The organism is Ruegeria sp. CJ3 (assembly GCF_056536725.1).
Genome location: NZ_JBQFQE010000013.1, coordinates 68,375 through 91,441, shown reverse-complemented (window position 1 = coordinate 91,441; position 23,067 = coordinate 68,375). Strand labels below are relative to the sequence as shown.

Sequence of the window (23,067 nt, the reverse complement as noted above, 5' to 3'; positions counted from 1 at the left end):
CCCCCGCCCATAACCTAGACGGGCAGCCCGACCACAAACCGCGCCCCCAGCGGGTCCGAGGTGATGTCGGCCTCGGTCGGGCGGATGTTCTCGGCCCAGATCACGCCACCATGGGCCTCGACGATCTGTTTCGAGATCGCAAGCCCAAGCCCAGAATTGTTGCCGAAATGCTCGTCGGGGCGTTGCGAATAGAAGCGCTTGAAAATCTTTGTCAGCGCCTGATCGGGGATGCCGGGGCCGGTATCCTCGACCACGACCAGCACGCGGTTGTCGCGACGGCGGACCCAGACGCGGATCGCATCCTTATCTTCGCAGAAGGAGATCGCGTTGGTGATCAGGTTGACGAAGACCTGCGCCAGACGCGCCTCGAGCCCGTTGACCACGATCGGATCAGACGGCAGGTCGGTAATATAGTCGATGCCTTTCGAGCGCGCATCTTCGCCCAGATACTGACCGATATTGTTTAGCAGGTTCAGCAGGTCGAAGGGCTGTTCCTCTTCCTTGACCAGTTCGGCATCCAGCCGCGAGGCGTTCGAGATGTCGCTGACCAGACGGTCCAGTCGCCGCACGTCATGTTCGATCACGCCCAGCAGCTTTTCGCGCTGATCCTCACGCTTGACCATACGCATGGTGCCGACAGCGGATTGCAGGCTGGCCAGCGGGTTCTTGATCTCATGCGCCACATCTGCGGCGAACTGCTCATTGGCGTCGATGCGATTGTAAAGCGCGGTGACCATGCCGCGCAGCGCCTGGCTGAGGCGTCCTATTTCGTCGGGACGCGCGCTGAGGTCGGGGATACGGATGCGCCCCGGATTGACCCCGGCGCCGCGATCCTTTCCCATCTCGGCCGCTGCCGCCAGATCGGCCAGCGGGTTGGCGATGGTCGAGGCCAGCACGAGGCTGAGGCCGATCGATACCAGCAGCGCCACCACAAACATCTGCAGGATGCGTTCCTGTTCCTTGCGGGCCAGGGCGTCGATCTCACCCGCTGGGCCCGCCATCGCGACCGCGCCCACTGGCGCATCATCAAGCAGGATCGGTGCCACCGCGACGATCACGGTCTGGCCCATCTCGTCCTGAACAGTCTGCACCTGTATGCCGCCGCCCAGCGCGCGCGGGATCAGTTCCTGCACCCGTTGAGCAAGGGTCGGCGCCTCGCCTTCGGGGCCGCCGCTGAACACGGCGGAGATACCGTTCCAGACCGCGTTCAGCGCGTCGCTGATCACGGTGCTGCCGGTCGCCGCATCCGAGTTCTGACGCAACAGTCCGGGCAGGTCTGACGCCGCCGAGGCGCCGCGTGTCCAGCCGATCAGGGTGCCGGTGCCGTCATAGACAAAGACCTCGCCGCCTTCGGGCAGGCTGAGGCCCGATAACGTGTCGCGCACGTCCAGAACCGCCGCACCGCCGGGGGCAGGCTGGCGCAGCTGGGTTTCAAAGACATTGCTGACAAGCTGTGCATCGCCAACCAGATTGCGGGCGGTCTGTTGCACGCGTTCCTTGCGGGTATCGTCCAGATACAAAAGCCCGGCCACCAGAATGACTAGCGCGATCAGGTTGAAGGTGATGATCCGCCGCGCCAGCGGCGAATGGCGCAGCGTGAACAGGTTCCGGCGCGAGCGTTTCTCGCGCAGTTCCGCAGACTCGGGGTCCTGGGGAATGACCCAGTCATCCCCAAGAACGACGTCCGCGTCGCGCCCTTGATTGGCGTGTTCAGTATCGCGCACGAGACCCCTTTGCCCCTTAAAAACGGCCGCGCCTATTCTTCGTTATACCGATATCCGATACCATAGAGTGTTTCGATCGCCGAAAACTCGGAGTCGGCGGCGCGCATCTTCTTGCGCAGGCGCTTGATATGGCTGTCGATGGTGCGGTCATCCACATAGACCTGATCGTCATAGGCCACATCCATAAGCTGATCGCGGCTTTTGACGAAACCCGGACGTTGCGCCAGCGCCTGCAGCAGCAGGAATTCGGTCACGGTCAGCGAAACATCGTTGCCCTTCCAGCTGACCGCATGGCGCAGCGGGTCCATCCGCAGATCGCCACGCTCCATCACTTTGGTGTCGCCGGTCGTGGCATTGGTGACATCACCGTCGACCGCTTCCTGACGGCGCAGCAGTGCGCGGATGCGCTCGACCAGCAGACGCTGCGAGAAGGGTTTCTTGACATAATCGTCCGCCCCCATGCGCAGGCCCAGAACCTCGTCGATCTCATCATCCTTGGAGGTCAGGAAAATCACCGGCATCTGGGTTTTCTGCCGCAGACGCTGCAGCAGGTCCATGCCATCCATGCGCGGCATTTTGATGTCCAGAACAGCCATGTCCGGCAGTTTCTTGTTAAAGGCGTCAAGCGCCGCCTGACCATCATTATAGGTTTCGACCTCGAACCCTTCAGCTTCGAGCGTCATGGATACGGATGTCAGAATGTTTCTGTCATCATCCACCAGTGCAATCTTTGACATCGGGTTGGCCCCTTGTTCCTGCTCACATACGCGGTATTCCGCTTATTAGTAGTGTATTTTTGGCTTTTTTAAGGCCGCGAATCAAACTGTATCTGAAATTCGTGAGATTGTTGCCACACAGTTGCGGCAAAAAAGCCCTATCGTTTCACCAAATACGGCCTGTCTTTTCAGCACTATCCTTTTGATTGCGCTAAACTTCGGTGTGGTTGCGCTAACTCGCTCCGACCCTGCTGTTCATGCCCCGAACGACCGTGGTAAGAGGCGCGCGACCGCCGGGCTGGTACCGGCACCGGCCCAAGGGCGCCCGGCATCCAAGCCACCGCGCCACCACAGGAGAAGACACATATGACATCTGGACGGGTTAACCCGCAATTCCGCCTCGAGGATCAGGGCATCGAGGGTCTGGGCCATGTCTATTACAACCTGATCGAGCCGGCACTGATCGAACAGGCGCTGAAGCGCAGCGAAGGCACGTTGGGCAATGGCGGTGCGTTTTTGGTGACCACCGGCAAGTTCACCGGCCGGTCGCCCAAGGACAAGCACGTCGTCAAGACCGACAGCGTCGCCGACAGCATCTGGTGGGAAAACAACGCCGCCATGAGCCCCGAAGGGTTCGACTCGCTGTATGACGACATGCTGGCCCATATGAAGGGCCGCGACTATTTCGTGCAGGATCTGGTCGGCGGGGCCGATCCCAGCCATGCGATCAACGTGCGGCTGGTGACAGAACTGGCCTGGCACAGCCTGTTCATCCGCCACATGCTGCGCCGCCCCGAGCGCGAGGATCTGGACGATTTCATCGCCGATTTCACCGTCATCAACTGCCCCAGCTTTCAGGCCGACCCGGCCAAGCATGACTGCCGCAGCGAGACGGTGATTGCGCTGAACTTCGACCGCAAGCTGATCCTGATCGGCGGCACCGAATATGCCGGCGAGAACAAGAAATCCGTTTTCTCGCTGCTGAACTACATGCTGCCGGAAAAAGGCGTGATGCCGATGCACTGTTCGGCCAACCACGCGGTCGGCAACCCGGTGGACACAGCGGTGTTCTTCGGCCTCAGCGGCACCGGCAAGACCACGCTGTCGGCTGATCCGGCGCGGGTGCTGATTGGCGATGACGAGCACGGATGGTCGGATCGCGGCACCTTCAACTTCGAGGGCGGCTGCTATGCCAAGACCATCAACCTGAGCGCCGATGCCGAGCCCGAGATCTATGCTACCACCTCGAAATTCGGCACGGTGATCGAGAATATGGTCTTCGATCCCGAGACGAAAGAGCTGGATTTCGACGATGACTCGCTGACTGCGAACATGCGCTGTGCCTATCCGCTGCACTATATCTCGAACACGTCGACATCGGCGATGGGCGGGCACCCCAAGAACATCATCATGCTGACCTGCGACGCCTTCAGCGTGCTGCCGCCGATCGCGCGGCTGACCCCGGCGCAGGCGATGTATCACTTCCTGTCCGGCTTCACCTCGAAAGTGGCCGGGACCGAGCGCGGCATTACCGAGCCGCAGCCCACCTTCTCGACCTGTTTCGGTGCGCCCTTCATGCCGCGCCGCCCCGAGGTCTATGGCAACCTGCTGCGCGACAAGATTGCCCAGCATGGCGTGACCTGCTGGCTGGTCAATACGGGCTGGACCGGCGGCCCTTATGGCGTGGGCAGCCGGATGCCGATCAAGGCCACACGGGCGCTGCTGACCGCGGCCCTCGAAGGGTCGCTGGCCGATGCCGAATTCCGCAAGGACGCCAATTTCGGCTTCGAGGTCCCGGTCTCGGTACCCGGCGTGGCCGAGGTTCTGTTGGACCCGCGGCGCACCTGGGATGACGAGGCGGCCTTTGACAAGCAGGCCGACAGGCTGGTGCAGATGTTCGCCGAGAATTTTGAGCAATACCTGCCCTTCATCGACGATGACATCAAAGCCGTCGCCATCGGCTGACCACTTTCGGGGGCCATTCCAGCCCCCGCCCCACCCAGGAAGCTTACGCTGCGGAACCCTGAAGCGTCCGGACAAGTTCATTGCGAGAACGCTCAGTTTGAGCTATCTCACCCAACCAACGGACGGCCCGGCGCTCTTACTCACACCTGCGCTTTGGGTGGCCCGTGAAAGTAACGATTGAATCCACATGGGGATGGGTGTCGGATCGATGTGCAGCAAGGGATTTGACCCTTCGATACGCCTCGGCCCGGCACGGAGCAAAACAGGTAGATGATGACCGAGATTTCAAAACTCACCGAGCTGCGCAAGCTGATGCAGAGCATGGAACGCACCCTTGGGCTGGAGCAGCTGTCTCCGGTCGAGCGGGATATCTACTATGCCGCCGAAGAGCTGTCGAAAGCCGACAAAGAGGTCCGCACCTTCGGCCTGATCGAACACACGCTGGTCCAGAGCGTTTCGCGCCCGACCTTTTTCCGCGCGCTGAAATCGCTGGTGCAGAAGGGCTATCTTTCGCAAAGCGGCAGCGCCAACCGGGGTCGCTATGTGGTTCATGCGCCTAGGTGATGTTCACCTTCTGACGGGAAACGGCTGACCCTCGTGCGCAGATGGGCCTTTGACACATTCTATGCCTCTTTGGCCTATGTCGCGGCATCGCTTCTGACATTCGAAGTGCTGATGCCCCTGCAAAACGTGTTCTTTCCCGAATACCCCAGCCGGGCCAGCCTGCTGTTTCTGCCCCATGGGGTGCGCGTGCTGTCAGCCTGGCTGTTGGGGTGGCGTGCCATCTTTGCCTTGCTTCCGGGCGTCTTCATCGTCTTCGCCATGATCGCGGGCTGGGATGTGTTCCTGCCGAGCCGGTTGTTGGCCATCACCATCGCGGTCACCACGGTTCCGGCGGTATTCTACGCCTGTAAGGCACTGGGCTGGGACCTATTCCCCCGCGCCGACCGCAACCCCTGCTGGCTGTGCATCATGGGGGTCGGCATCGTCACATCCTTCATGGTTTCGGGCCTGACCAACCTGGTGTTCGGCAGCGCCACCGTGGAATATGTCGCCTATCTGATCGGCGATATCTCGGGCCTGTTTTTCCTGATGCTGGGCCTGCATTTCGCCTTCCGCCTGGCCGAGCGGCGTGGTTAACCCATCAGGCCCCGCCGCAGCAGGTTCAGCCCCGCCACCAGCAGCACCAGCAGCGTCAGCTTGCGGAACTGCGCCTGATCGATGCGGTCCTGCAGCAATTGCCCCACACGCATCCCCACCAGCGCCGGAACAATCAGCAGCGCCGAAAACACCGCCGTCTCGGCCCGCAGAATGCCCGAGCCCAGATGGGCCACCGCCAGCGCCACGGCCCCAAGCCCGTAGATCACACCCTGTACCCGCATCTGGTCCTTCTTGGGTGTGTTCAGCGCCGTCAGATAAGCCACGGTCGGCGGCCCCCACACACCCGAGATACCGCCGATGGCTCCGGCAACCGCGCCCACCATCGCCTCGACCCGAACCGATGGCGCGCTCAGCACCAGCTTCAGCCCCAGCAACTGCGCCAGCGCAAAGAACGAGACAGGCGCGCCCAGGATCAGAAGAAAAGCCTTTGGTGACAGAAGGTTGATCAGCTGTGCGCTGGCCAGAAGGCACACCAGGCCGACGCCCAGAAACACCCGGAACTTGCGGGTCGAAGCCAGCGCGGCGGGCGCACCTTCGCGCAGGGCCTGCACGCCGTTCGTCACCAGCGTGGGCAGGATCAGACCGGCCAGTGCCAGCTCGGGTGGCAGCATCATGCTGAGGCCCGAGACCAGCACCATCGGCATGGCAAACCCGACCATCCCCTTGACCCAGCCCGCCACGAAGGCAACGGCCAGAGCAAGATAGAACTCCTGCGGTGACATCAGTGAAAACAGTCCCATCGGACCTACATATCACCCCGGCATTTTTCTGCATCGCAAAAGTGTTTCCGCAATTTTTGAACTTTCTTGGGTCATTCTGCGTATTTTTGTTGCGCTGCACGTGCAGCATGATATCACCAGACAACCCAGCAGAGGACGTGATTCATGGCCCATGACGGACAGGATATGACGAACATGACGCAGCCAGCGGTTTTGCCCGACCTTCTGACACTCACCGCGGCGGCCCTGCCGGGGGTTGAGGCGGTTTTTGACAAGGCGCGCGAGTCAGTGCGTGCGATGGTGACAGATCAGGGGCGGATTTCGGGCGCGCTGATCGAGGCGCATCAAACCGCAGCGCATGGGCTGGCCTGGCTGGCGACCTATCACCAGTCGTTGCAACAAATGCAACGCTGGGCCGAAGCGCTTGAGAAGGATGGAAAATTCGGCGAGATGGAGCAATTGCTGCACCAGATCGCCTTTGGCGAATACCTGCACCAGATAGCTGGCGGCATCCCGATGAACCAGGGCGAAACCGTGCGTTTGCAGGACCTTGGCCTTGGCTGGGACGCCCTGTCGGGGTTCCAATGCAGCGAGGTGCAGACCCTGATGGCGCAGGCCAATTCGCAGGCCGCGCGCGCGCGTCTGGTCTCGCTGATGCAGGACCAGTCCGGGGCCACCATGTTCGGGGCCTCGGGTCTGGATGAAGAGCTTGAGATGATCCGCGATCAGTTCCGCCGCTATGCGCAGGAGAAGGTCGAACCCCATGCCCATGACTGGCACCTCAAGGATGAACTGATCCCGATCGAAGTCATTGAAGACCTTGCAGAAATGGGTGTCTTTGGCCTGACCATTCCCGAGGAATTCGGCGGATTTGGCCTGTCCAAGGCCTCGATGTGCGTGGTGTCCGAGGAACTGTCGCGCGGTTATATCGGCGTGGGCTCGCTGGGCACCCGGTCCGAGATCGCCGCAGAGTTGATCATCGCAGGCGGTACGGACGCGCAAAAAGCCAACTGGCTGCCAAAACTGGCCAGCGCGGAAATCCTGCCAACGGCGGTGTTTACCGAGCCCAATACCGGGTCTGATTTGGGCAGTCTGCGCACGCGCGCCGTCAAGGATGAGAGCGGTAACTATCAGATAACAGGCAATAAAACATGGATCACCCACGCCGCGCGCACCCATGTGATGACTCTGTTGGCGCGCACCAATCCCGACAGCTCTGACCATCGCGGTCTGTCGATGTTTCTGGCCGAAAAGAAACCCGGAACCGATGACGATCCCTTCCCCACTCCGGGCATGACCGGGGGCGAGATTGAGGTGCTTGGATACCGTGGCATGAAGGAATATGAGCTGGGTTTTGACGGGTTCGAAGTGAAGGGTGAAAACCTGCTGGGCGGCGAAGAAGGTAAAGGTTTCAAGCAGTTGATGGAAACCTTCGAGTCTGCCCGCATCCAGACCGCTGCGCGCGCCATCGGCGTGGCGCAGAGCGCATTGGACATCGCCATGCAATATGCGCAGGACCGCAAGCAGTTCGGCAAGTCTCTGATCAACTTCCCTCGCGTCTCGGGCAAGCTGGCGATGATGGCGGTCGAAATCATGATCGCGCGGCAGCTAACCTATTATTCCGCATGGGAAAAGGATCACGGCCAGCGCTGCGACCTTGAGGCCGGGATGGCCAAGCTGTTGGGCGCGCGGGTGGCGTGGACCGCCGCCGATAACGGGTTGCAGATCCATGGCGGCAACGGGTTCGCATTGGAATACAAGATCAGCCGTGTGCTGTGTGACGCGCGGATTCTGAACATCTTTGAAGGTGCGGCTGAAATTCAGGCGCAAGTCATCGCGCGGCGGGTGCTGGGATAAATCCCGGCCCGTCGCGGTTTCCCCAACTGGACCCGGCCCAAGCGCCGGGTTTTCTTTTTTTGTCCGTTTTGTACATGCTTGGGGGCGCCGATCTTCCGTTTTGTACAATCCTGTTTTGCCGCAGCGCGGGGTCAAACTTCGCCCTCGGATCGGCGGCGGGAATCGGGTAAAGGGCAGCAACCCGACCGTGCTGGCGCAAGGAGATCCAAGCGTGAAAATCATCCCCATAATTTTGGCCTGCTGTCTGGCGCTGGCCGGATGTGCCATGGCCCCCGCAACAGGGCAGAACGATGTCGAGGACCTGGCGCAGGCAATCCGCGACCTCAGCCCCGAGGTGGACCCGGCCGAGGCCCGGCGCGCGGCTGAGATTTCTTATGCCTATTCCAGCCAGCTCAAGACCGACTGGAACGTCACCGACCCGGCGATCATTCACAACGCCAAGATCATCAACGGCTTCCGCGAAAAGGGTCTGTGCAATGACTGGGCGCAGGCGATGACCGCGCGTCTGCGGCAGGAGGATTTCAGGACACTCGACCTGCACTGGGCCACCTCGCCGCCCACCGCATTCCGGATCATCCACCACTCGGCCCTGATCAGCGCCAAGGGGGATTCGATGTATGACGGCATCATTCTGGACCCGTGGCGCAACAGCGGTGTGCTGTTCTGGGACGAGGTGCGCGAGGATACCCGCTATAACTGGCGGCCCCGCAGCGAGGTGCGGGCCGAGCTGATCAGCGGCGTTAACCCTTATTGAGGCTTATGCGATGATACGCCTGATCCTGATGTTGCCCCTTGTGGCCCTGTTTCAGTGCCAGAAGGACGAGACCGTTGCCGCCTATGGCGCGGCGGATCAGACATGGGTGCTGCAGGAAATCGACGGCCAGCCCTTCGAGGCAAGCGCCCTGCTGCGGTTCCCCGAAGAGGGCCGGATCGCGGGCAATGCCCCCTGCAACAGCTATAACGGCACGCTCAACGCGCCCTACCCGTGGTTCGAGGTTACCGATCTGGCCGCCACCCGCGCCGCCTGTGCAGGGCTCGAGGCCGAGGGCTTCTATTTCGCGGCGCTGATGGCGATGACCCAGTCCGAGGTGTCGGGGGATGTGCTGATCCTGCGCAATGAGGACGGGCACGAGATGGTGTTCAAAGCCGCCGAGTGAATTGCGTGATAAACCGCGCGCGCGCCTCGGGCAGCGGGGTGTGGCCCAGCGCCGGGGCGACGTGGTTTTCCATGAAGTAACCGGTGGTGCGCAGGGCCTCGGCGATGCCGTCATCGGGCGCGTCCCCCTGCCCGCGCAGGCAGGGCGGCAGCGGCAGCAGCTTGTCGGCCCATTCGCCTGCCCCCGCCGCACTGACGGCGCGGCCCGTTTTCGGCGAGACATAGACCAACCCCTCGGTCGCACCGGTCACAGCGCAGGCCGTGAGATCAAGGCCAAAGCCCAGCTCCTCCAGTAAGGCCAGTTCCCAGCGCAGATAGGCCAGCGGCCAGACCTCGTCCTGTCCCAGCAGGTCCATTAATTGTTCAGTCTGTTTGTAGATCGCCGGATGTGGTTCCCGTTCAGGCAGGCAGAACGACAGAAGCGCCACCACCGCGTTCAGCCCGGCCAGCGCCAGCCGCCCCGAAAACGCCGCCGCCGCGCGGGATCGCAGGGGTTCGACCTGAAAGGTGCCCAGATGTTCTTCAAGTCGGGCGCGCCAGAGCACGTCCAGCTGCGCGCCGGGTTGCAGGATGGGGGCGATCTTGCGGCTGGTTCCGCCACGCACCACCCCGGCATGACGCCCATGGGCTTCGGTGAAGACCTCAATAATCGCCGCCGTCTCACCATGGGTGCGAGAGGTCAGAAGGATGCCGTGATCGCGCCAGTCCAAGGTCGCCTCGTTATGTCACCAGTTGTCTTTGCAACAGAACTTATGGCCGCCATAGGTTCAAGGGACAAAAGGAGCGGCGCGAGGTGGTAAAACAGGTTGCATGGGGTCGTTGCGCGGCCTAATGTTCTCTTTATGTTCTTTCATACAGGATTCCAACAATGTCTCTTAACTATGTCATGATCGGGTCAAACGATGTCGCCAAGGCCCGCAGCTATTATGATGCGGTGGTGTCCCGGATCGGGGGCAAGGTCATCGCCGAATACATGCCGCATGCGGTCTGCTATGAACTGCGCGGCGGCGGGTCCATGTGGGTCGCAACGCCCTTCGACAAACAGGCAGCCACGGTCGGAAACGGCAATATGGTCGGGCTGCTGTGCCAAAGCGAGGCGGAAGTGCGCGACGCACATGCGGCGGCTCTGGCCAATGGCGGGGCGAATGAAGGCGATCCGGGTGAGCGGCCTCAGTATGGCCCGAACTTTTACGGTGCCTATGCCCGCGACCCGGATGGCAACAAGATGAGCTTTGTCTACTTTGGTGACGCGGGCTGAGCAAAAGCTTCAGAACGTCCATCCAGCGTGGATCAAGATGCCGACGACCATCAGCAGGTCCAGCACCGTCGAGATGCCATTGCCTACATAGATCGGCAGCTTCTTGACCAGAATGCCGTAGACGAACCACAAAAACGACAACCCGGCATAGAGCGACCAGGACAGCAGCGATTGTCCGGTCGCGTGTTCGCTATGGGTGAAATAAAGCTTGATCAGCTGCGGCAGCGTGGCGAAAGGCCCGACAATGCCGACGAAGACCATGAAGCCTTCGAAACGCTGCATCCAGTGGCCGAATTCGGATTGTTGCAACTTCTGACTCAGAGTTTCTCGCAAGGAACTACCTCATTTCTTGGTCTGCCGCAGGACGGCACCCCGGATCGGCGGGGACTGTGTTCAAACTAGCGATTTTGGTCGGAGTGACCAAGACCTGCAACCGGATTCGGCGGATGTGTTAGTCCAACCCCTCTTCGCCCAGCAGATGGCGGCCCTGACGGTCTTCCACCTCGATCACCCAGAGGTCGGGGTCAAAGCTGCGCTGGCGCTGGATGGCGGCATCCACATCGGCCTCGGGGCCGCTGGAAAGTTCCACCCATTTGCGATCGCCGCTCATCAGATCAAAGCTGCGCTGGAAGGCGGTGGCCTGCCCGTCGAGCGTGTTGAGCTTGACCAGCACCGCGCCTGCGGTGTCGTCGCCATGGGTGACGACAAAACCCGGGATCTCCTGAAACCGCAGGCGGGCCAGATAGGCATGAACCCAGAACTCTGCCGTCAGCCGGGTCATTGTGCAGGCCTTGCGGCCGGGTGCGAGAATTTTCGTCGAAAATTCTTGGCCCGCATCAGGCGTTGCCGTCTTTGAAATCGAGGCCCATTTCCGAATAGCGCTCGGATTCCTCAAGCCAGTTGGGTCGGACTTTAACCTGCAGGAACAGGTGGATCTTGCGGTCGAGGAATTCTTCCAGTTCTGCCCGCGCGGCCTGGCTGACTGCCTTGATGGTCTCGCCCTTTTTGCCCAGCACGATGCCCTTGTGGCCGTCGCGCATGACATAGATGACCTGATCGATCTTGGCCGAGCCGTCCTTGCGCTCTTCCCAGTTTTCGGTCTCGACGGTCAGTTGATAGGGCAGTTCCTGATGCAGGCGCAGGGTCAGTTTCTCACGCGTCATCTCAGCGGCGATCATGCGCATCGGCAGGTCAGCGATCTGGTCTTCGGGGTAGAGCCACGGGCCTTCGGGTAGCTTCGACGCCAGCCATGTGCGCAGGTCGTCTACGCCGTGGCCTTTCTCGGCCGAGATCATGAAGGTTTCGGCAAAGGGATAGCGCGCGTTCAGGTCGCTGGTGAGCGCCAGCAGCTTCTCGGAGGGCACCTTGTCGATCTTGTTGATCGCCAGCGCGATAGTGCGGCCCTGCCCGATCTCTTCCAGACCTTCAAGGATGCGCTCGACCCCTTCGGTGATGCCGCGGTGGGCTTCGACCATCAGCACCACCACATCGGCGTCAGCAGCCCCGCCCCAGGCGGCGGCAACCATAGCGCGGTCAAGGCGGCGGCGGGGTTTGAAAAGGCCGGGTGTGTCCACGAAGACCAGTTGCGCATCGCCTTCCATCGCCACGCCTCGGATGCGGGCACGGGTGGTTTGCACCTTGTGGGTCACGATCGAGACCTTGGCCCCGACCATGCGGTTCAGAAGGGTGGATTTGCCTGCGTTGGGCTCTCCGATCAGGGCGATAAATCCGGCGCGTGTGGTCATGTGTATTGCGATCCTGTTTGCAGGTGCGCACCCCTATAGCAGAAAGGGCGGGCGGGCCAGAGGGATTTGTCGCATTGCGATGCGGCCCGCAGGATGGCACTTAGGCAGCGCGCCACGCCAGATCCAGCCAAGCGCCTATCCATTCAATGGGGCGAGATATGAAACGTCGCGATTTTCTTCTGGGCAGCGGAGCTGCGGCCGGTGCGTTGGGTCTGGGCGGGATTGGCCCGGCGGCTGACGCTCGGGAGCTGGTGATCCAGCCGGCCCGGTTTGCCCTGCGCGATCAAGTGACAACTGGCATGGTCAGCCTGTCGGCAGATGCACCGCCGCCTGTGCTGTATGGTAAACAGGGCGAAGTAATGCGGCTGCCGGTGCGCAATACCCTGCCCGACTATACCGCGATGCATTGGCACGGGCTGCGGATTCCAAATGAGATGGACGGGGTGCCCTATCTGACCCAGATGCCGATGGGCGAGGGTGAGGTGTTTGCATATGAGTTCACCCCACCGGATGCGGGAACCTATTGGTACCATCCACACTGCATGACGATGGAGCAGATGGCCCATGGCCTGACCGGCGTCATGGTGATTGCCGAGGCCGAAGACCCCGGTTTTGACAGTGAGCAAGTGATCAATCTGCGGGATTTCAGGCTGGATGATACGGGCGCGTTCCTGCCCGCCTATACGCCGCGCGGTGCGGCTCGGGCCGGGACCTTTGGCAATGTGCACACGGTGAACTGGCTGCAAGGGCCGGTTTACGATCACGTGGCCGGAGGTCTGGTGCGGTTGCGCGTGGTCAACACCGATACAACCCGGATTTACAAACTGCATCTGATTGGTGGCGAGGCACGGATCATTGCCTGGGATGGCCATCCGGTCGAGATCGAGATGCCGATGCCCAGCGCTGATGACCCGCTGCTTGTTGGGCCCGGCCAACGCGTCGATTTCGCGGTGAAGATGCCCGAGGACGAAGAACAAGCGGTTTCCCTGATGGCCAAGCTGCCCGGCCAGCCGCTTCGAGCGATGGCCGGGCTGCGTGCTGTCGGGGCATCTGTGGCACGGGACCTGCGCGAGCTGCCACCTTTGCCTGCCAACCCGGTCGCCAAGCCGGATCTGAACAACGCGCAGCTGCACGAATTTGTTTTTGGCTGGACCCCGGAAGGTGGTGAGCCAAACAACGGATTCTGTGGCTCGCTGGGTTATAATTTCTGGTCCATCAACCGGATGCCATGGCCCGGAGATGCGGCAAAGGATGCGGGGCCTCTGGCGACGCTGGAGATTGGCAAAAGCTATGTTCTGCGGCTGCGGAATGAATCGCCCAATCTGCACCCGATCCATCTGCATGGGTTGGCATTTGTGCCGATCAAGTCAAACCTGCGTACATTGCCACCGCTGATGACGGACACAATGCTGCTGTTAAAGGATGAAGTAGTCGAGATCGCGCTCGTTGCGGACAATCCCGGCGATTGGGCATTTCATTGCCATGTGATCGAGCACCAGAAAACGGGTCTGACAGGGTTCATTCGGGTGGTTTGATCTTACCGCCGATCTGCGGTGTTCAGCGCCAGCACATGGTTCGGATAGGCTTGGTCTCCGATGCGGAAATCCGTAACGCCGACCTGCCGGAACCCTTTGGCCAGATAAAAGTCGATTGCGGGCGTGTTCTCGGAATTGGTGGTCAACCAGATCGACGGGCGCCCTTTTTCACGCAAGTATTCGACCGCTATGTCCAACAGCGCGGACCCAATACCTTTGCCGTGATGACGGGGTTGCACATAAAACGTCACGATCTCAAGATCGGAAAGCCCATCCACAGGTGCAATGCGATCTTCCGCCAGCCGAATGTAGCCGTCGATCCCGTCTTCGTTTTCGGAGACCATCAACAGGTCTTGCCCGTCCTCCAGAAGGGTTTCAAAGCGGGCGGCCGTGAACTCGGACAGAGCGAATTCGGCAAAAAAGGAGTTCACGCCGCGCCGCAGATAGGTGCCCACCCAGACTTCGATCGAAAGCGCTGCAAGGCTGGCGGCGTCCGACTTCTGTGCAGGTCTGATCTTCATGATCTGGTGGCGAAACGGATCAACCCAACTGCTCCAACAGAGCTTTCGCCGCTGCCTGTTCGGCCTGGCGTTTGGAGCCTGCAGTGGCCTGCGCCTCGGTGCCGTCCTGCAGGCGGGCGGCGATGGTGAAGATGGGGGCGTGGTCGGGGCCGGTGCGTTTGACTTCGATATATGAGGGCGGTTTCTGGCCGCGGGCCTGCGCCCATTCCTGCAGCGCGGTTTTGGCGTCGCGGGCGTCGGCCTCGACCGTGTGGATGCGGTCGCCCCAGAGCGCGAGGATGACGTCGCGGGCGGCCTCGAACCCGGCGTCGCGGTAGATGGCGGCGATGACGGCCTCCATCGCGTCGCCCAGAAGGGCCTGTTTGCGGCGGCCGCCCGACAGCATTTCGGACCGGCCCAGTTTCAGCACCGCGCCCAGATCGATCTGACGGGCGACATCAGCGCAGGCCTCTTTGCGAACCAGTGCGTTAAAACGCGGGGCCAGCTGGCCTTCGGAGGCTTTTTTGTCGGCCTCAAGCAGGGCGGTGGCCATGACAAGGCCCAGCACCCGGTCGCCCAGAAATTCGAGCCGCTGATTGTCGGGCCGTGTGGGCGAAGAGACCGAGCCGTGCGTCAGCGCGCGCAGCAGCAGTTCGGGGTTGGAGAATTCATACCCCAGCCGCTGCTGGAACGCCTTTATCTCAGCCGACAGCTTCAATTGACCGCCTTGAAGAAGCGATCGCCACGCCAAGTCCAGAAGAACAACATCGACCGGCCAGCGGACGAGAACATGATACGGTCGGCGCGGCCGATCAGGTCTTCGTAGGGGACATAGCCCACGCCACCGGCGGATTGCGGCAGGCGGCTGTCGGCCGAATTGTCGCGGTTGTCGCCCATGAAGAAGTAATGGCCCTCGGGCACCGTGTAGATGCCGGTATTGTCCGAGCCCTGACGGCCGATGTTCAGCACGTCATAGGACACGCCGTTGGGCAGGGTTTCGATCAGGCGGGTCTTTTCGCATTCGCCGCCAAAGCCCACCGGGCCGTTGGAACAGCGCGGGCGCAGGCCTTGCGGGCCTTGCGGCTGGGCCAGTTCGGTGAAGACGCCATCGGGCTGCTGCGGCACAGGTGTGCCGTTCAGGATGATCTGGCCCTGCCGAATCTGGATGCTGTCGCCGGGCAGGCCGATCAGGCGTTTGATATAGTCGCGACCCGTGACCGGGTGGCGGAAGACGATGACATCGCCGCGCTCGGGCTCGCCGCCCAGAATGCGGGTGTTGTCGCCTTTGATCCAGCCGCAGAGATCTTCGGCATCGATGTTCAGGCCAACGCTGGGGATGATCAGGCTGGGGCACGAGGCGTAGGAATAGCCGTAGGTCATCTTGTTGACGAACAGGAAATCCCCGATCAGCAGTGTCTGCTTCATCGAGCCGGAGGGAATCCAGAACGGCTGAAAGAACAGGGTGCGGAAAACGCCCGCGATCAGAAGGGCGTAGACGATGGTTTTGATCGTCTCCCAGATGGCGTTTCCTGATTTGGCGTCCTCGGCCATACTGCTCTCCGGTCCTTGATTTGTTGGGGTGCTACATGCGGGGCGCGGCGGGGTTAGTCAAGGCCGGGCGGGCGGTTCGTGAAGGGCGCGCGCCTCGATCACCACAAAGGCCTGCGCCCAGGGGTGATCGTCGGTCAGGGTGACGTGGATAATCGCCTCATGGCCCTCGGGTGTCATTTCTTTCAGACGTTCGGCCGCCCAGCCTGTGACATGCATTACCGGCTGACCTGTGCGCAGGTTGGTCACCGCCATGTCCTTCCACGCGATGCCCATGCGCAGGCCGGTGCCCAGCGCCTTGGAGCACGCCTCTTTCGCGGCCCAGCGTTTGGCATAGGTACCGGCGGTGTCGTGACGCCGTTCGGCCTTGCGCTGTTCGGTTTCGGTGAAGACACGGTTGCGGAACCGGTCGCCGAACCGGTCGAGCGTACCCTGAATGCGGTCGATATTGGCCAGGTCTGTGCCGATGCCGAGGATCATGACAACCTCACGGTGAGAATCTTATAGCTGGCCACGCCAAAGAAGCCCGCGAAGGCGAAATCGAACCAGCGGCGGGCGCGGCGGTAGGCGTTGACCATACGCGCGGACGAGAACAGAAAGGCGTAGCCGATGAAGATCAGCAGCGACCCGGCATAAAGCATGGCGAAATAGCCCAGCAGCATCGACAGGCTGGCGTTGTTCGGTGCAACAATCGCGTAGATCGAACCCCAGCTGAGGATCGCCTTGGGGTTGGTCAGATGGATCGCCGCGCCTTTGGCAAAGATCGTCGGCAACGAGCCGGTCACCGGATTGCCCAGCGCGACCTCATCGGACGACAGCGCGCGACGCAGGGCTTTGAGCGCGAGCCAGCCCAGATAGGCGACGCCGACATAGCGGATCACCTCGAACACCCAGACATTGGCCAGCATAATCGCTGACAGGCCAAGTGCTGCGGCGATGCCCCAAGCGGCAGAACCTGCGCAAATGCCCAGCGCGAAGGCAAGACCGGCGGTGCGGCCCTCATTCATGGCGGTGCCTGCGATGCCCATGGTGGCAGGGCCCGGAGAGCCCCCGGCCATCAGCCACGCGATCCAGATTGCCATGAAGCCCGAGGTGATCATCGCGCAAAGGCCGATCGTATCAGGCCCACACCGGCAACCGCGAAAAGACCCGCGACCACGCCATCGATCCAGCGGCGGCACCGCCGGTATCCGGCCATCATTCCGCTGAACGAGAACAGCATCGAATACAGGAAGTTGTTGAGGAAGCCAGCCGCGATGCAGATCAGGGTGGCAGCGGCAACAGACAGCAGACCATCGTCGGGGCCAAGGCCAACCGAAAGCGCGGCCATCCATGCGATCACCGATTTCGGGTTCGACAAGTTGAGGATCAGCCCGCGCCAGAACCACCTGCCCTTGGCGGGCACGGACAGTTTGGCCGCGTCAGATTGCACAGCGGACCGTCCCGATTGCCACGCCAACCACAGCAGGTAGAGCCCGCCCAGCACCTTGAGCACCATAAGGACATAGAGCGAGCCTTGCAGAACCGCGCCCATGCCGCTGGCGGCGATCAGTCCCCAGAACACCAAACCGCAAGATAAGCCTGCGCCGTAGATGAGGCTTGTCTTGCGGCCGAAACTCATCGCGATGGCGGCGTTGGAGATATTCGCAGGACCCGGTGAGACCGCCACGATGAAAAAGGCAAGCGCCGTAACGCCAAGCGAGGCCGGGTCGATCATCCCCGCGCCGCATCCATCAGGCGGCGCATTTCGTGAACGGCGGGGGTGAGGCCGCGGAAGATGGCCTCGCCGATCAGGAAGTGGCCGATGTTGAGCTCGCGCACCTCGGGGAAGGCGGCGACCGGCTGCACGGTGTCATAGGTCAGGCCGTGGCCTGCATGGACTTCCAGCCCCAGCGAATGGGCATAGGCGGACATTTCGCGCAGGGCGTCCAGTTCTCGGGCGGCCTCGTCCAGTTTGCCCTCAGCGTGGAGGTCGCAATAGGCGCCGGTGTGCAGCTCGATCACCTCGGCCCCGATGCGGTGGGCGGCTTCGATCTGGCGTCGGTCGGCGGCGATGAAGATCGACACGCGGCAGCCCGCCTCGCGCAGGGGCGCGATGTAATGGGCCAGCTTGTTTTCCTCGCGCGCGACCTCAAGCCCGCCCTCGGTGGTGCGTTCCTCGCGCTTTTCGGGGACGATGCAGACGGCGTGGGGTTTGTGGCGCAGCGCGATCTGCTGCATCTCGGGCGTGGCGGCCATCTCGAAATTCAGCGGCACGCTCAGCGCGTCCATGAGACCTTCGATATCGGCGTCCAGAATGTGGCGGCGGTCTTCGCGCAGGTGGGCGGTGATGCCGTCGGCCCCGGCCTCTTCTGCCAGTTTCGCAGCACGGATCGGATCAGGGTAGGCCCCGCCGCGTGCATTGCGGATGGTGGCCACGTGGTCGATATTCACGCCCAGACGCAAGTGGTTGTCAGACATCGTTCGAATCCTTCATTGTCCCTTGGCCCGAGCCTAGTGGTTTTGTCGTCGGAACGTCAGCCTCTGCCTGCGCAAGACGTTTGATTTGTTCAAACTTCGCCTTGATCTTGGCGCGGCGGCGCTGCTGATAGGTGCGGATCAGCGGCAGGCTGAGATAGGCGCAGACGACGCCCGCGATGATGCCCGGAATGACCCCGCCCACCATGTAGGGAAAGAACACATCATCGTAAAACCGGCTGAGCCCGTGCCAGTCGGCCTCGCGCCCGGTGAACACGGCGATGCAGTTGTCTTTGAGGTCACCCATCGCATCAGCGAACTTGCCCATCAACCCGTGCGTGTCACGCTCACGATACCGGGTGCCCAGCAGGAAATGCCCGGTTTGCAGGCTGACGACACCGATGGGGACGTAGGTCAGAGGGTTGCCGAAGAAGGTGCCAGACAGCGCGGCCAGTATGTTGCCGTTCAGCAACCGGGCCAGAACGGCGGCAACCAGAAAGTGCAGCCCATAGAACGGTGTAAATGAGGCAAACACCCCGGCCCCGATACCCCGCGCGATGCGTTCGGGACTGTCAGGCAGACGCCGGACGCGGTGTTTGACGTAGTGAAAGGCGCGGGTCCAGCCCCCGCGTGGATAGACGAACTCGGACGCGACTTGAACGGCTGAGCGGCGATCTCGGCGCTTGAAAACCACTCGTGATCACCCCTTCTCAGCCAGCCGTGGCGGCGGTTTTCACGCTTTCGCGGTACCGTTCGACCGCAGCGACATCACGTTCCGCCTCGAGCGTCAGCATCAACGAGTGCAGCTGTTCGAGGTCGCGCAGTTCGACATTGATCATCAGACGGTAAAAATCCGGTTTGCGGTCGACAAATTGCAGGTTCGAGATATTGGCCTTTTTCTCGCCGATCAATGTGCAAATCCGCCCCAGCACCCCGGCGTCATTGCCGATGGTCAGATCCAGCGAGGCCCCATAGACCGCCGGGTGGGTGCCAGAATGCCAGTGCAGATCGACCCAGCGTTCGGGCTGGCTCTCGAATTCCGAAAGGCGGTCGCAGTCGATGGCGTGGACCACCACGCCCTGACCGCGATAAGTGATGCCGACGATGCGTTCCCCCGGCAGCGGCTGGCAACAGGGGGCGCGGTCGAACTTCTGGCCCGGCTCAAGCCCGATCACCGCGCGCCGCGGCGAGATCGCGTCGCCTTCGTCGCGGGCCAGTTCGGGATAGACCGCCTCGACCACGTCATGGGCGGTCAGTTCGGCGCTGCCCAGACGGGCCAGCAATTCGTGGCGGTCCTTCAGGCGCAGGTGCTTGGCGGCGGTGTCCAGCGCCTTGTCGGTGGCCTTGCGGCCCAGGTTTTCGAACCCCGCGCGGGCCAGTTCCTTGCCCAGCTTGATGAACCGTTCGCGGTCGACCTCGCGCAGGGCGCGGCGGATGGCGGTGCGGGCCTTGCCGGTGACCGCGATTTCCAGCCACGTGACCTGGGGCATCTGACCGTCGGCGGTGATGATCTCGACCGACTGGCCGTTTTTCAGCCGGGTCCACAGTGGCACCCGGATGGCGTCCACCTTGGCCCCGACACAGGCATGGCCGATCCGGGTATGGATCGCATAGGCGAAATCCAGCGGCGTCGCGCCACGCGGCAGTTTCACCACATCGCCGGTGGGCGTGAAGCAGAACACCTGGTCGGAATACATTTCCAGCTTGACCGCCTCGAGGAAATCTTCGTGATCCTCTTCGCTGTCGAACTGTTCGGTGAGGTTGGAGATCCACTTGGCCGGGTCCACCGCAAAGGGGTTTTCCGAGCGCACACCGTCGCGATAGGACCAGTGCGCGGCAACGCCGGTTTCGGCCACGTCATGCATCTGGCGGGTGCGGATCTGAACCTCGACCCGTTTGCCGTCGCGCCCCGAGACGGTGGTGTGGATCGAGCGATAGCCGTTGGATTTGGGCTGCGAGATATAATCCTTGAACCGGCCGGGCACCGCGCGCCAGCGCTGGTGGATCGCGCCCAGCGTCCTGTAACAATCTTCCTCGGTCTGCGTGATGATGCGGAAACCGTAGATGTCCGAGAGGCGCGAAAAACCCTGATCCTTGGCCTGCATCTTGCGCCAGATCGAATAGGGTTTCTTGGCGCGGCCAAAGACCTCGGCCTCGATCCCGGCCTTGTCCAGTTCAAGGCGCATGTCGCCGGTGATGCGATGGATCACATCGCCGGTTTCGCGCTGCAGGGTGATGAAACGGCGGATGATCGACTGGCGGCCTTCGGGGTTCAGCACACGGAAGGCGAGGTCTTCCAGTTCCTCGCGCATCCATTGCATCCCCATGCGGCCCGCAAGTGGCGCGTAGATATCCATGGTCTCGCGCGCCTTCTGCACCTGCTTTTCGGGGCGCATCGCCTTGATGGTGCGCATGTTGTGCAGACGGTCGGCCAGTTTGACCAAGATAACCCGCAAGTCCTTGGACATGGCCATGAACAGCTTGCGAAAGTTTTCGGCCTGCTTGGTTTCGCGGCTGGACAGTTGCAGGTTGGTCAGCTTGGTGACGCCGTCGACCAGCCGGGCGACCTCGTCCCCGAACAGGTCCGAGACCTTGCTGTAATTGGCCTTGGTATCCTCGATCGTGTCGTGCAGCAGCGCGGTGATGATGGTGGCATCATCCAGACGCTGTTCGGTCAGGATGGCGGCAACGGCAACGGGATGGGTAAAATAGGGCTCGCCGGAATGGCGGAACTGCCCCTTGTGCATCTTTTTCCCAAACTTGTAGGCCTGGGCGATGCGGTCGGCGTTTGTCTTGGGATTATAGTTGCGGACCAGCGCAATCAGGTCTTCTGCTGAAATCATCCGGTCCGCACCTTCGTGTCTGGGCTTTACCCCTGGCCCTGAGCCTCCATCAGAGCGCGCAGGAGCTTTTCTTCGGACATATCGTCATCGGCGGGCTTGTCGGATTCCGCGCCCATCAGCAGCGCCATCTGATCTTCTTCAGGCTCGTCCACCTCGATCTGGGTCTGGTTGGCTTCGATCAGACGCTCGCGCAGGTCGTCGGCGCTTTGGGTCTCATCGGCGATTTCGCGCAGCGAGACGACCGGGTTCTTGTCGTTGTCGCGGTCGACGGTGATCGGGCCACCGGCGGAAATCTCGCGCGCCCGGTGGGCGGCAAGCATCACCAGTTCGAACCGGTTCGGGACCTTGTCTACACAATCTTCGACCGTAACGCGGGCCATTGGGCGCTCTCCGTAAATGAATCCGTGGCAGGAAGGGGTTTATCTAAGCGCGAATCCCCGCCTTGACAAGCAGGAAATGCCGCAAATGCGAGGATCACAGAGGCGTGACCGCCGCCACATCTTCGGGCGGCAGCGCAGTCACCATCTGCGCCACCGAATGCCCCAGCACCGGATGGGACCAGTCAGGCGCAACATCGGCCATCGGCACCAGCACGAAGGCGCGGTCCTGCAGGCGGGGATGGGGCAGGATCAGCTGCTCGGGCGCGGATTTGATCTGATCCTCGGGCGGCAGGGTCAGCCAGCGCTGATATTCCGCCGGATCAGGCAGAACCCGGTCGCCCCAGCAGACCAGATCCAGATCCAGTGTGCGCATTCCCCAGCGCTGCGCCCGGGCGCGGCCAAAGTCATGTTCGATGCGGTGCAGCAGCTCAAGAACCTGCTGCGGGGTGCGGTCGGTTTCGATCAAAACCGCAGCATTGACATAGTCAGGCCCCGCCCCTGCCGGAAAGCACAGGGTCGCAAAAAACCGGCTTGCGGCGCGAATCACAAGGCCGGACTCGGCCATCGCGGCCAGCGCGTGCTGAAGTGTCACCTTGGGTCCGTTTCCTCTCAGACTGAGATTAGCACCCAGCGCGATGACCGCTTCTGACATGAATTTGTCCATTATTACCCCCATATGCAGGTCAGAGAATGCTTGCGATAAAGACCAAAAGACCTATTTTAAGCACACCATTGCACTGACCATATTATTCGCTCACGGAACTCACGGTGCGGTGGCGTATACCGGAAGGACCATTTTTATGTTTTACAAAGACGAACGGCTAGCGCTGTTCATCGACGGCTCGAATCTTTATGCCGCCGCCAAAGCTCTGGGGTTTGACATCGACTACAAGTTGCTGCGCCAGGAATTCATGCGCAGAGGCAAACTGCTTAGAGCTTTCTACTATACAGCGCTACTGGAAAACGACGAGTATTCCCCGATCAGACCGCTGGTGGACTGGCTGCATTACAACGGCTTCACCATGGTCACCAAACCGGCCAAGGAATACACCGACAGCATGGGGCGTCGGAAAGTCAAAGGAAATATGGATATCGAACTGACCGTGGATGCCATGGAACTGGCACCGCGCGTGGATCATATCGTGCTGTTCTCGGGCGATGGGGATTTCCGCCCGCTGATTGCCAGCCTGCAACGGCAGGGCGTGCGCGTCTCGGTCGTGTCGACCATCCGCAGCCAGCCGCCGATGATCTCGGACGAGCTGCGCCGTCAGGCCGACAACTTCATCGAGCTGGAGGACCTGCGCGACGTCATCGGCCGCCCCCCGCGTGAGATGCCGTCCGAGCCGCGCAGCGTCGCGGCGGCAGGCGGACACTGATATCGCCCGCCCCCCCGTCGTTCAACAAACGGGGGTCATCGCAAGGATATGCACGGCCAGGGCCCGAAAGCCCTGGCCGTGCTGCTTTGAAAAGGTTTAGGTGCTGAAATTACCCCGGTGCTAACAG

At 61.7% G+C, this 23,067-nt stretch carries 27 protein-coding genes; 9 read left to right on the top strand and 18 right to left on the bottom strand.

Going from position 1 to position 23,067, the window contains the following annotated elements; all coding sequences use genetic code 11:
• Positions 1-14: 14 nt before the first annotated feature.
• A complete protein-coding gene (locus ACR0J1_RS18475; RefSeq protein ID WP_480734154.1) occupies positions 15-1,724 on the bottom strand; it encodes an ATP-binding protein in 1,710 nt (569 codons plus the stop codon).
• A gap of 32 nt (positions 1,725-1,756) precedes the next feature.
• The gene (locus ACR0J1_RS18470) at positions 1,757-2,461 is read right to left on the bottom strand and encodes a response regulator transcription factor (protein WP_480734153.1); all 705 of its coding nucleotides are present in this window, start codon (positions 2,459-2,461) and stop codon (positions 1,757-1,759) included.
• A 345-nt stretch (positions 2,462-2,806) separates the two neighbouring features.
• On the opposite strand from ACR0J1_RS18470, the gene ACR0J1_RS18465 reads away from it, so the two are divergent.
• From ACR0J1_RS18465 to ACR0J1_RS18455, 3 genes are all read left to right on the top strand, one after another.
• Positions 2,807-4,405: a phosphoenolpyruvate carboxykinase gene (locus ACR0J1_RS18465; RefSeq protein WP_480734152.1), complete on the top strand. Its 1,599-nt coding sequence runs from the start codon at positions 2,807-2,809 to the stop codon at positions 4,403-4,405.
• 273 nt (positions 4,406-4,678) lie between these two features.
• Positions 4,679-4,969 carry a hypothetical protein gene (locus ACR0J1_RS18460; RefSeq protein WP_480534303.1) on the top strand — a complete coding sequence of 97 codons (291 nt, stop codon included), beginning with the start codon at positions 4,679-4,681 and terminating at the stop codon, positions 4,967-4,969.
• Between the two features lie 33 nt (positions 4,970-5,002).
• Positions 5,003-5,545, top strand: coding sequence for a hypothetical protein (locus ACR0J1_RS18455; protein WP_480734151.1), 543 nt, complete (start codon positions 5,003-5,005; stop codon positions 5,543-5,545).
• On the opposite strand, the gene ACR0J1_RS18450 is transcribed toward ACR0J1_RS18455, so the two are convergent.
• The gene (locus tag ACR0J1_RS18450; protein ID WP_480734149.1) at positions 5,542-6,306 is read right to left on the bottom strand and encodes a sulfite exporter TauE/SafE family protein; all 765 of its coding nucleotides are present in this window, start codon (positions 6,304-6,306) and stop codon (positions 5,542-5,544) included. The two genes, ACR0J1_RS18455 and ACR0J1_RS18450, sit on opposite strands and share 4 nt — an antisense overlap.
• Positions 6,307-6,450: 144 nt before the next feature.
• On the opposite strand from ACR0J1_RS18450, the gene ACR0J1_RS18445 reads away from it, so the two are divergent.
• The 3 genes from ACR0J1_RS18445 to ACR0J1_RS18435 all read left to right on the top strand — a co-directional run bounded on the left by ACR0J1_RS18445 (position 6,451) and on the right by ACR0J1_RS18435 (position 9,299).
• Positions 6,451-8,142, top strand: a complete 1,692-nt coding sequence (locus ACR0J1_RS18445) for an acyl-CoA dehydrogenase family protein (RefSeq protein WP_480734148.1) — start codon at positions 6,451-6,453, stop codon at positions 8,140-8,142.
• Positions 8,143-8,353: 211 nt separating this feature from the next.
• Positions 8,354-8,896: a hypothetical protein gene (locus tag ACR0J1_RS18440; RefSeq protein ID WP_480734147.1), complete on the top strand. Its 543-nt coding sequence runs from the start codon at positions 8,354-8,356 to the stop codon at positions 8,894-8,896.
• 10 nt (positions 8,897-8,906) lie between these two features.
• Complete coding sequence (locus tag ACR0J1_RS18435; RefSeq protein ID WP_480734146.1) at positions 8,907-9,299, top strand: META domain-containing protein; 393 nt, start codon at positions 8,907-8,909, stop codon at positions 9,297-9,299.
• Here ACR0J1_RS18435 and recO read toward each other — a convergent pair.
• Entirely contained in the window at positions 9,283-10,008 is a 726-nt protein-coding gene (gene recO / locus ACR0J1_RS18430; protein WP_480734145.1) for a DNA repair protein RecO, read from the bottom strand. The genes ACR0J1_RS18435 and recO overlap by 17 nt on opposite strands.
• Positions 10,009-10,166: 158 nt before the next feature.
• Between recO and ACR0J1_RS18425 the strand changes: the two genes are divergently transcribed.
• Positions 10,167-10,556 carry a VOC family protein gene (locus ACR0J1_RS18425; protein ID WP_480734144.1) on the top strand — a complete coding sequence of 130 codons (390 nt, stop codon included), beginning with the start codon at positions 10,167-10,169 and terminating at the stop codon, positions 10,554-10,556.
• 9 nt (positions 10,557-10,565) lie between these two features.
• Here ACR0J1_RS18425 and ACR0J1_RS18420 read toward each other — a convergent pair whose 3' ends face one another.
• From ACR0J1_RS18420 to era, 3 genes are all read right to left on the bottom strand, one after another.
• The gene (locus ACR0J1_RS18420) at positions 10,566-10,889 is read right to left on the bottom strand and encodes a SemiSWEET transporter (protein ID WP_480734143.1); all 324 of its coding nucleotides are present in this window, start codon (positions 10,887-10,889) and stop codon (positions 10,566-10,568) included.
• A 118-nt stretch (positions 10,890-11,007) separates the two neighbouring features.
• A complete protein-coding gene (locus ACR0J1_RS18415) occupies positions 11,008-11,337 on the bottom strand; it encodes a DUF1491 family protein (RefSeq protein WP_480734142.1) in 330 nt (109 codons plus the stop codon).
• A 55-nt stretch (positions 11,338-11,392) separates the two neighbouring features.
• Positions 11,393-12,301, bottom strand: coding sequence for a GTPase Era (era, locus tag ACR0J1_RS18410; RefSeq protein WP_480734141.1), 909 nt, complete (start codon positions 12,299-12,301; stop codon positions 11,393-11,395).
• Between the two features lie 158 nt (positions 12,302-12,459).
• Here era and ACR0J1_RS18405 point away from each other — a divergent pair, with 158 nt between their 5' ends.
• Entirely contained in the window at positions 12,460-13,836 is a 1,377-nt protein-coding gene (locus ACR0J1_RS18405; protein WP_480734140.1) for a multicopper oxidase family protein, read from the top strand.
• Between the two features lie 2 nt (positions 13,837-13,838).
• On the opposite strand, the gene ACR0J1_RS18400 is transcribed toward ACR0J1_RS18405, so the two are convergent.
• The 11 genes from ACR0J1_RS18400 to folK all read right to left on the bottom strand — a co-directional run bounded on the left by ACR0J1_RS18400 (position 13,839) and on the right by folK (position 22,228).
• Complete coding sequence (locus ACR0J1_RS18400) at positions 13,839-14,357, bottom strand: N-acetyltransferase family protein (protein ID WP_480734139.1); 519 nt, start codon at positions 14,355-14,357, stop codon at positions 13,839-13,841.
• 19 nt (positions 14,358-14,376) lie between these two features.
• The gene (gene rnc, locus ACR0J1_RS18395; RefSeq protein WP_480734138.1) at positions 14,377-15,054 is read right to left on the bottom strand and encodes a ribonuclease III; all 678 of its coding nucleotides are present in this window, start codon (positions 15,052-15,054) and stop codon (positions 14,377-14,379) included.
• On the bottom strand, positions 15,051-15,887 hold the full coding sequence (gene lepB / locus ACR0J1_RS18390) for a signal peptidase I (protein WP_480734137.1): 837 nt from the start codon (positions 15,885-15,887) through the stop codon (positions 15,051-15,053). The genes rnc and lepB overlap by 4 nt, the downstream gene beginning before the upstream one ends.
• A gap of 57 nt (positions 15,888-15,944) precedes the next feature.
• Positions 15,945-16,364, bottom strand: coding sequence for a holo-ACP synthase (gene acpS / locus ACR0J1_RS18385; protein WP_480734136.1), 420 nt, complete (start codon positions 16,362-16,364; stop codon positions 15,945-15,947).
• A complete protein-coding gene (locus tag ACR0J1_RS18380; RefSeq protein ID WP_480734135.1) occupies positions 16,361-16,984 on the bottom strand; it encodes a LysE family translocator in 624 nt (207 codons plus the stop codon). Before ACR0J1_RS18380 ends, acpS begins: the two co-directional genes overlap by 4 nt.
• Positions 16,981-17,601: a LysE family translocator gene (locus ACR0J1_RS18375; protein WP_480734134.1), complete on the bottom strand. Its 621-nt coding sequence runs from the start codon at positions 17,599-17,601 to the stop codon at positions 16,981-16,983. Before ACR0J1_RS18375 ends, ACR0J1_RS18380 begins: the two co-directional genes overlap by 4 nt.
• The gene (locus tag ACR0J1_RS18370; protein ID WP_480734132.1) at positions 17,598-18,344 is read right to left on the bottom strand and encodes a pyridoxine 5'-phosphate synthase; all 747 of its coding nucleotides are present in this window, start codon (positions 18,342-18,344) and stop codon (positions 17,598-17,600) included. Before ACR0J1_RS18370 ends, ACR0J1_RS18375 begins: the two co-directional genes overlap by 4 nt.
• Positions 18,337-19,035: a DUF2062 domain-containing protein gene (locus tag ACR0J1_RS18365; RefSeq protein WP_480734131.1), complete on the bottom strand. Its 699-nt coding sequence runs from the start codon at positions 19,033-19,035 to the stop codon at positions 18,337-18,339. Before ACR0J1_RS18365 ends, ACR0J1_RS18370 begins: the two co-directional genes overlap by 8 nt.
• A gap of 16 nt (positions 19,036-19,051) precedes the next feature.
• Positions 19,052-21,184, bottom strand: a complete 2,133-nt coding sequence (locus ACR0J1_RS18360; protein WP_480734130.1) for a RelA/SpoT family protein — start codon at positions 21,182-21,184, stop codon at positions 19,052-19,054.
• 26 nt (positions 21,185-21,210) lie between these two features.
• Positions 21,211-21,564: a DNA-directed RNA polymerase subunit omega gene (gene rpoZ, locus ACR0J1_RS18355; RefSeq protein ID WP_085824454.1), complete on the bottom strand. Its 354-nt coding sequence runs from the start codon at positions 21,562-21,564 to the stop codon at positions 21,211-21,213.
• Between the two features lie 94 nt (positions 21,565-21,658).
• The gene (folK, locus tag ACR0J1_RS18350) at positions 21,659-22,228 is read right to left on the bottom strand and encodes a 2-amino-4-hydroxy-6-hydroxymethyldihydropteridine diphosphokinase (protein WP_480734129.1); all 570 of its coding nucleotides are present in this window, start codon (positions 22,226-22,228) and stop codon (positions 21,659-21,661) included.
• A 136-nt stretch (positions 22,229-22,364) separates the two neighbouring features.
• On the opposite strand from folK, the gene ACR0J1_RS18345 reads away from it, so the two are divergent.
• On the top strand, positions 22,365-22,940 hold the full coding sequence (locus ACR0J1_RS18345; RefSeq protein WP_298388428.1) for a LabA-like NYN domain-containing protein: 576 nt from the start codon (positions 22,365-22,367) through the stop codon (positions 22,938-22,940).
• Positions 22,941-23,067: the final 127 nt, after the last annotated feature.

Excerpts from the sequence above, each read along its gene's own strand:
- folK (WP_480734129.1), bottom strand. The coding sequence starts at position 22,228 with ATGGACAAATTCATGTCAGAAGCGGTCATCGCGCTGGGTGCTAATCTC.
- lepB (WP_480734137.1), bottom strand. The coding sequence starts at position 15,887 with ATGGCCGAGGACGCCAAATCAGGAAACGCCATCTGGGAGACGATCAAA.
- ACR0J1_RS18460 (WP_480534303.1), top strand. The coding sequence starts at position 4,679 with ATGACCGAGATTTCAAAACTCACCGAGCTGCGCAAGCTGATGCAGAGC.
- acpS (WP_480734136.1), bottom strand. The coding sequence starts at position 16,364 with ATGATCCTCGGCATCGGCACAGACCTGGCCAATATCGACCGCATTCAG.
- ACR0J1_RS18370 (WP_480734132.1), bottom strand. The coding sequence starts at position 18,344 with ATGTCTGACAACCACTTGCGTCTGGGCGTGAATATCGACCACGTGGCC.
- era (WP_480734141.1), bottom strand. The coding sequence starts at position 12,301 with ATGACCACACGCGCCGGATTTATCGCCCTGATCGGAGAGCCCAACGCA.
- ACR0J1_RS18405 (WP_480734140.1), top strand. The coding sequence starts at position 12,460 with ATGAAACGTCGCGATTTTCTTCTGGGCAGCGGAGCTGCGGCCGGTGCG.
- ACR0J1_RS18470 (WP_480734153.1), bottom strand. The coding sequence starts at position 2,461 with ATGTCAAAGATTGCACTGGTGGATGATGACAGAAACATTCTGACATCC.
- ACR0J1_RS18435 (WP_480734146.1), top strand. The coding sequence starts at position 8,907 with ATGATACGCCTGATCCTGATGTTGCCCCTTGTGGCCCTGTTTCAGTGC.
- rpoZ (WP_085824454.1), bottom strand. The coding sequence starts at position 21,564 with ATGGCCCGCGTTACGGTCGAAGATTGTGTAGACAAGGTCCCGAACCGG.
- ACR0J1_RS18375 (WP_480734134.1), bottom strand. The coding sequence starts at position 17,601 with ATGATCGACCCGGCCTCGCTTGGCGTTACGGCGCTTGCCTTTTTCATC.
- ACR0J1_RS18415 (WP_480734142.1), bottom strand. The coding sequence starts at position 11,337 with ATGACCCGGCTGACGGCAGAGTTCTGGGTTCATGCCTATCTGGCCCGC.
- ACR0J1_RS18450 (WP_480734149.1), bottom strand. The coding sequence starts at position 6,306 with ATGGGACTGTTTTCACTGATGTCACCGCAGGAGTTCTATCTTGCTCTG.
- ACR0J1_RS18345 (WP_298388428.1), top strand. The coding sequence starts at position 22,365 with ATGTTTTACAAAGACGAACGGCTAGCGCTGTTCATCGACGGCTCGAAT.
- ACR0J1_RS18425 (WP_480734144.1), top strand. The coding sequence starts at position 10,167 with ATGTCTCTTAACTATGTCATGATCGGGTCAAACGATGTCGCCAAGGCC.
- ACR0J1_RS18380 (WP_480734135.1), bottom strand. The coding sequence starts at position 16,984 with ATGATCACCTCGGGCTTCATGGCAATCTGGATCGCGTGGCTGATGGCC.
- ACR0J1_RS18445 (WP_480734148.1), top strand. The coding sequence starts at position 6,451 with ATGGCCCATGACGGACAGGATATGACGAACATGACGCAGCCAGCGGTT.
- ACR0J1_RS18400 (WP_480734139.1), bottom strand. The coding sequence starts at position 14,357 with ATGAAGATCAGACCTGCACAGAAGTCGGACGCCGCCAGCCTTGCAGCG.
- ACR0J1_RS18465 (WP_480734152.1), top strand. The coding sequence starts at position 2,807 with ATGACATCTGGACGGGTTAACCCGCAATTCCGCCTCGAGGATCAGGGC.
- ACR0J1_RS18360 (WP_480734130.1), bottom strand. The coding sequence starts at position 21,184 with ATGATTTCAGCAGAAGACCTGATTGCGCTGGTCCGCAACTATAATCCC.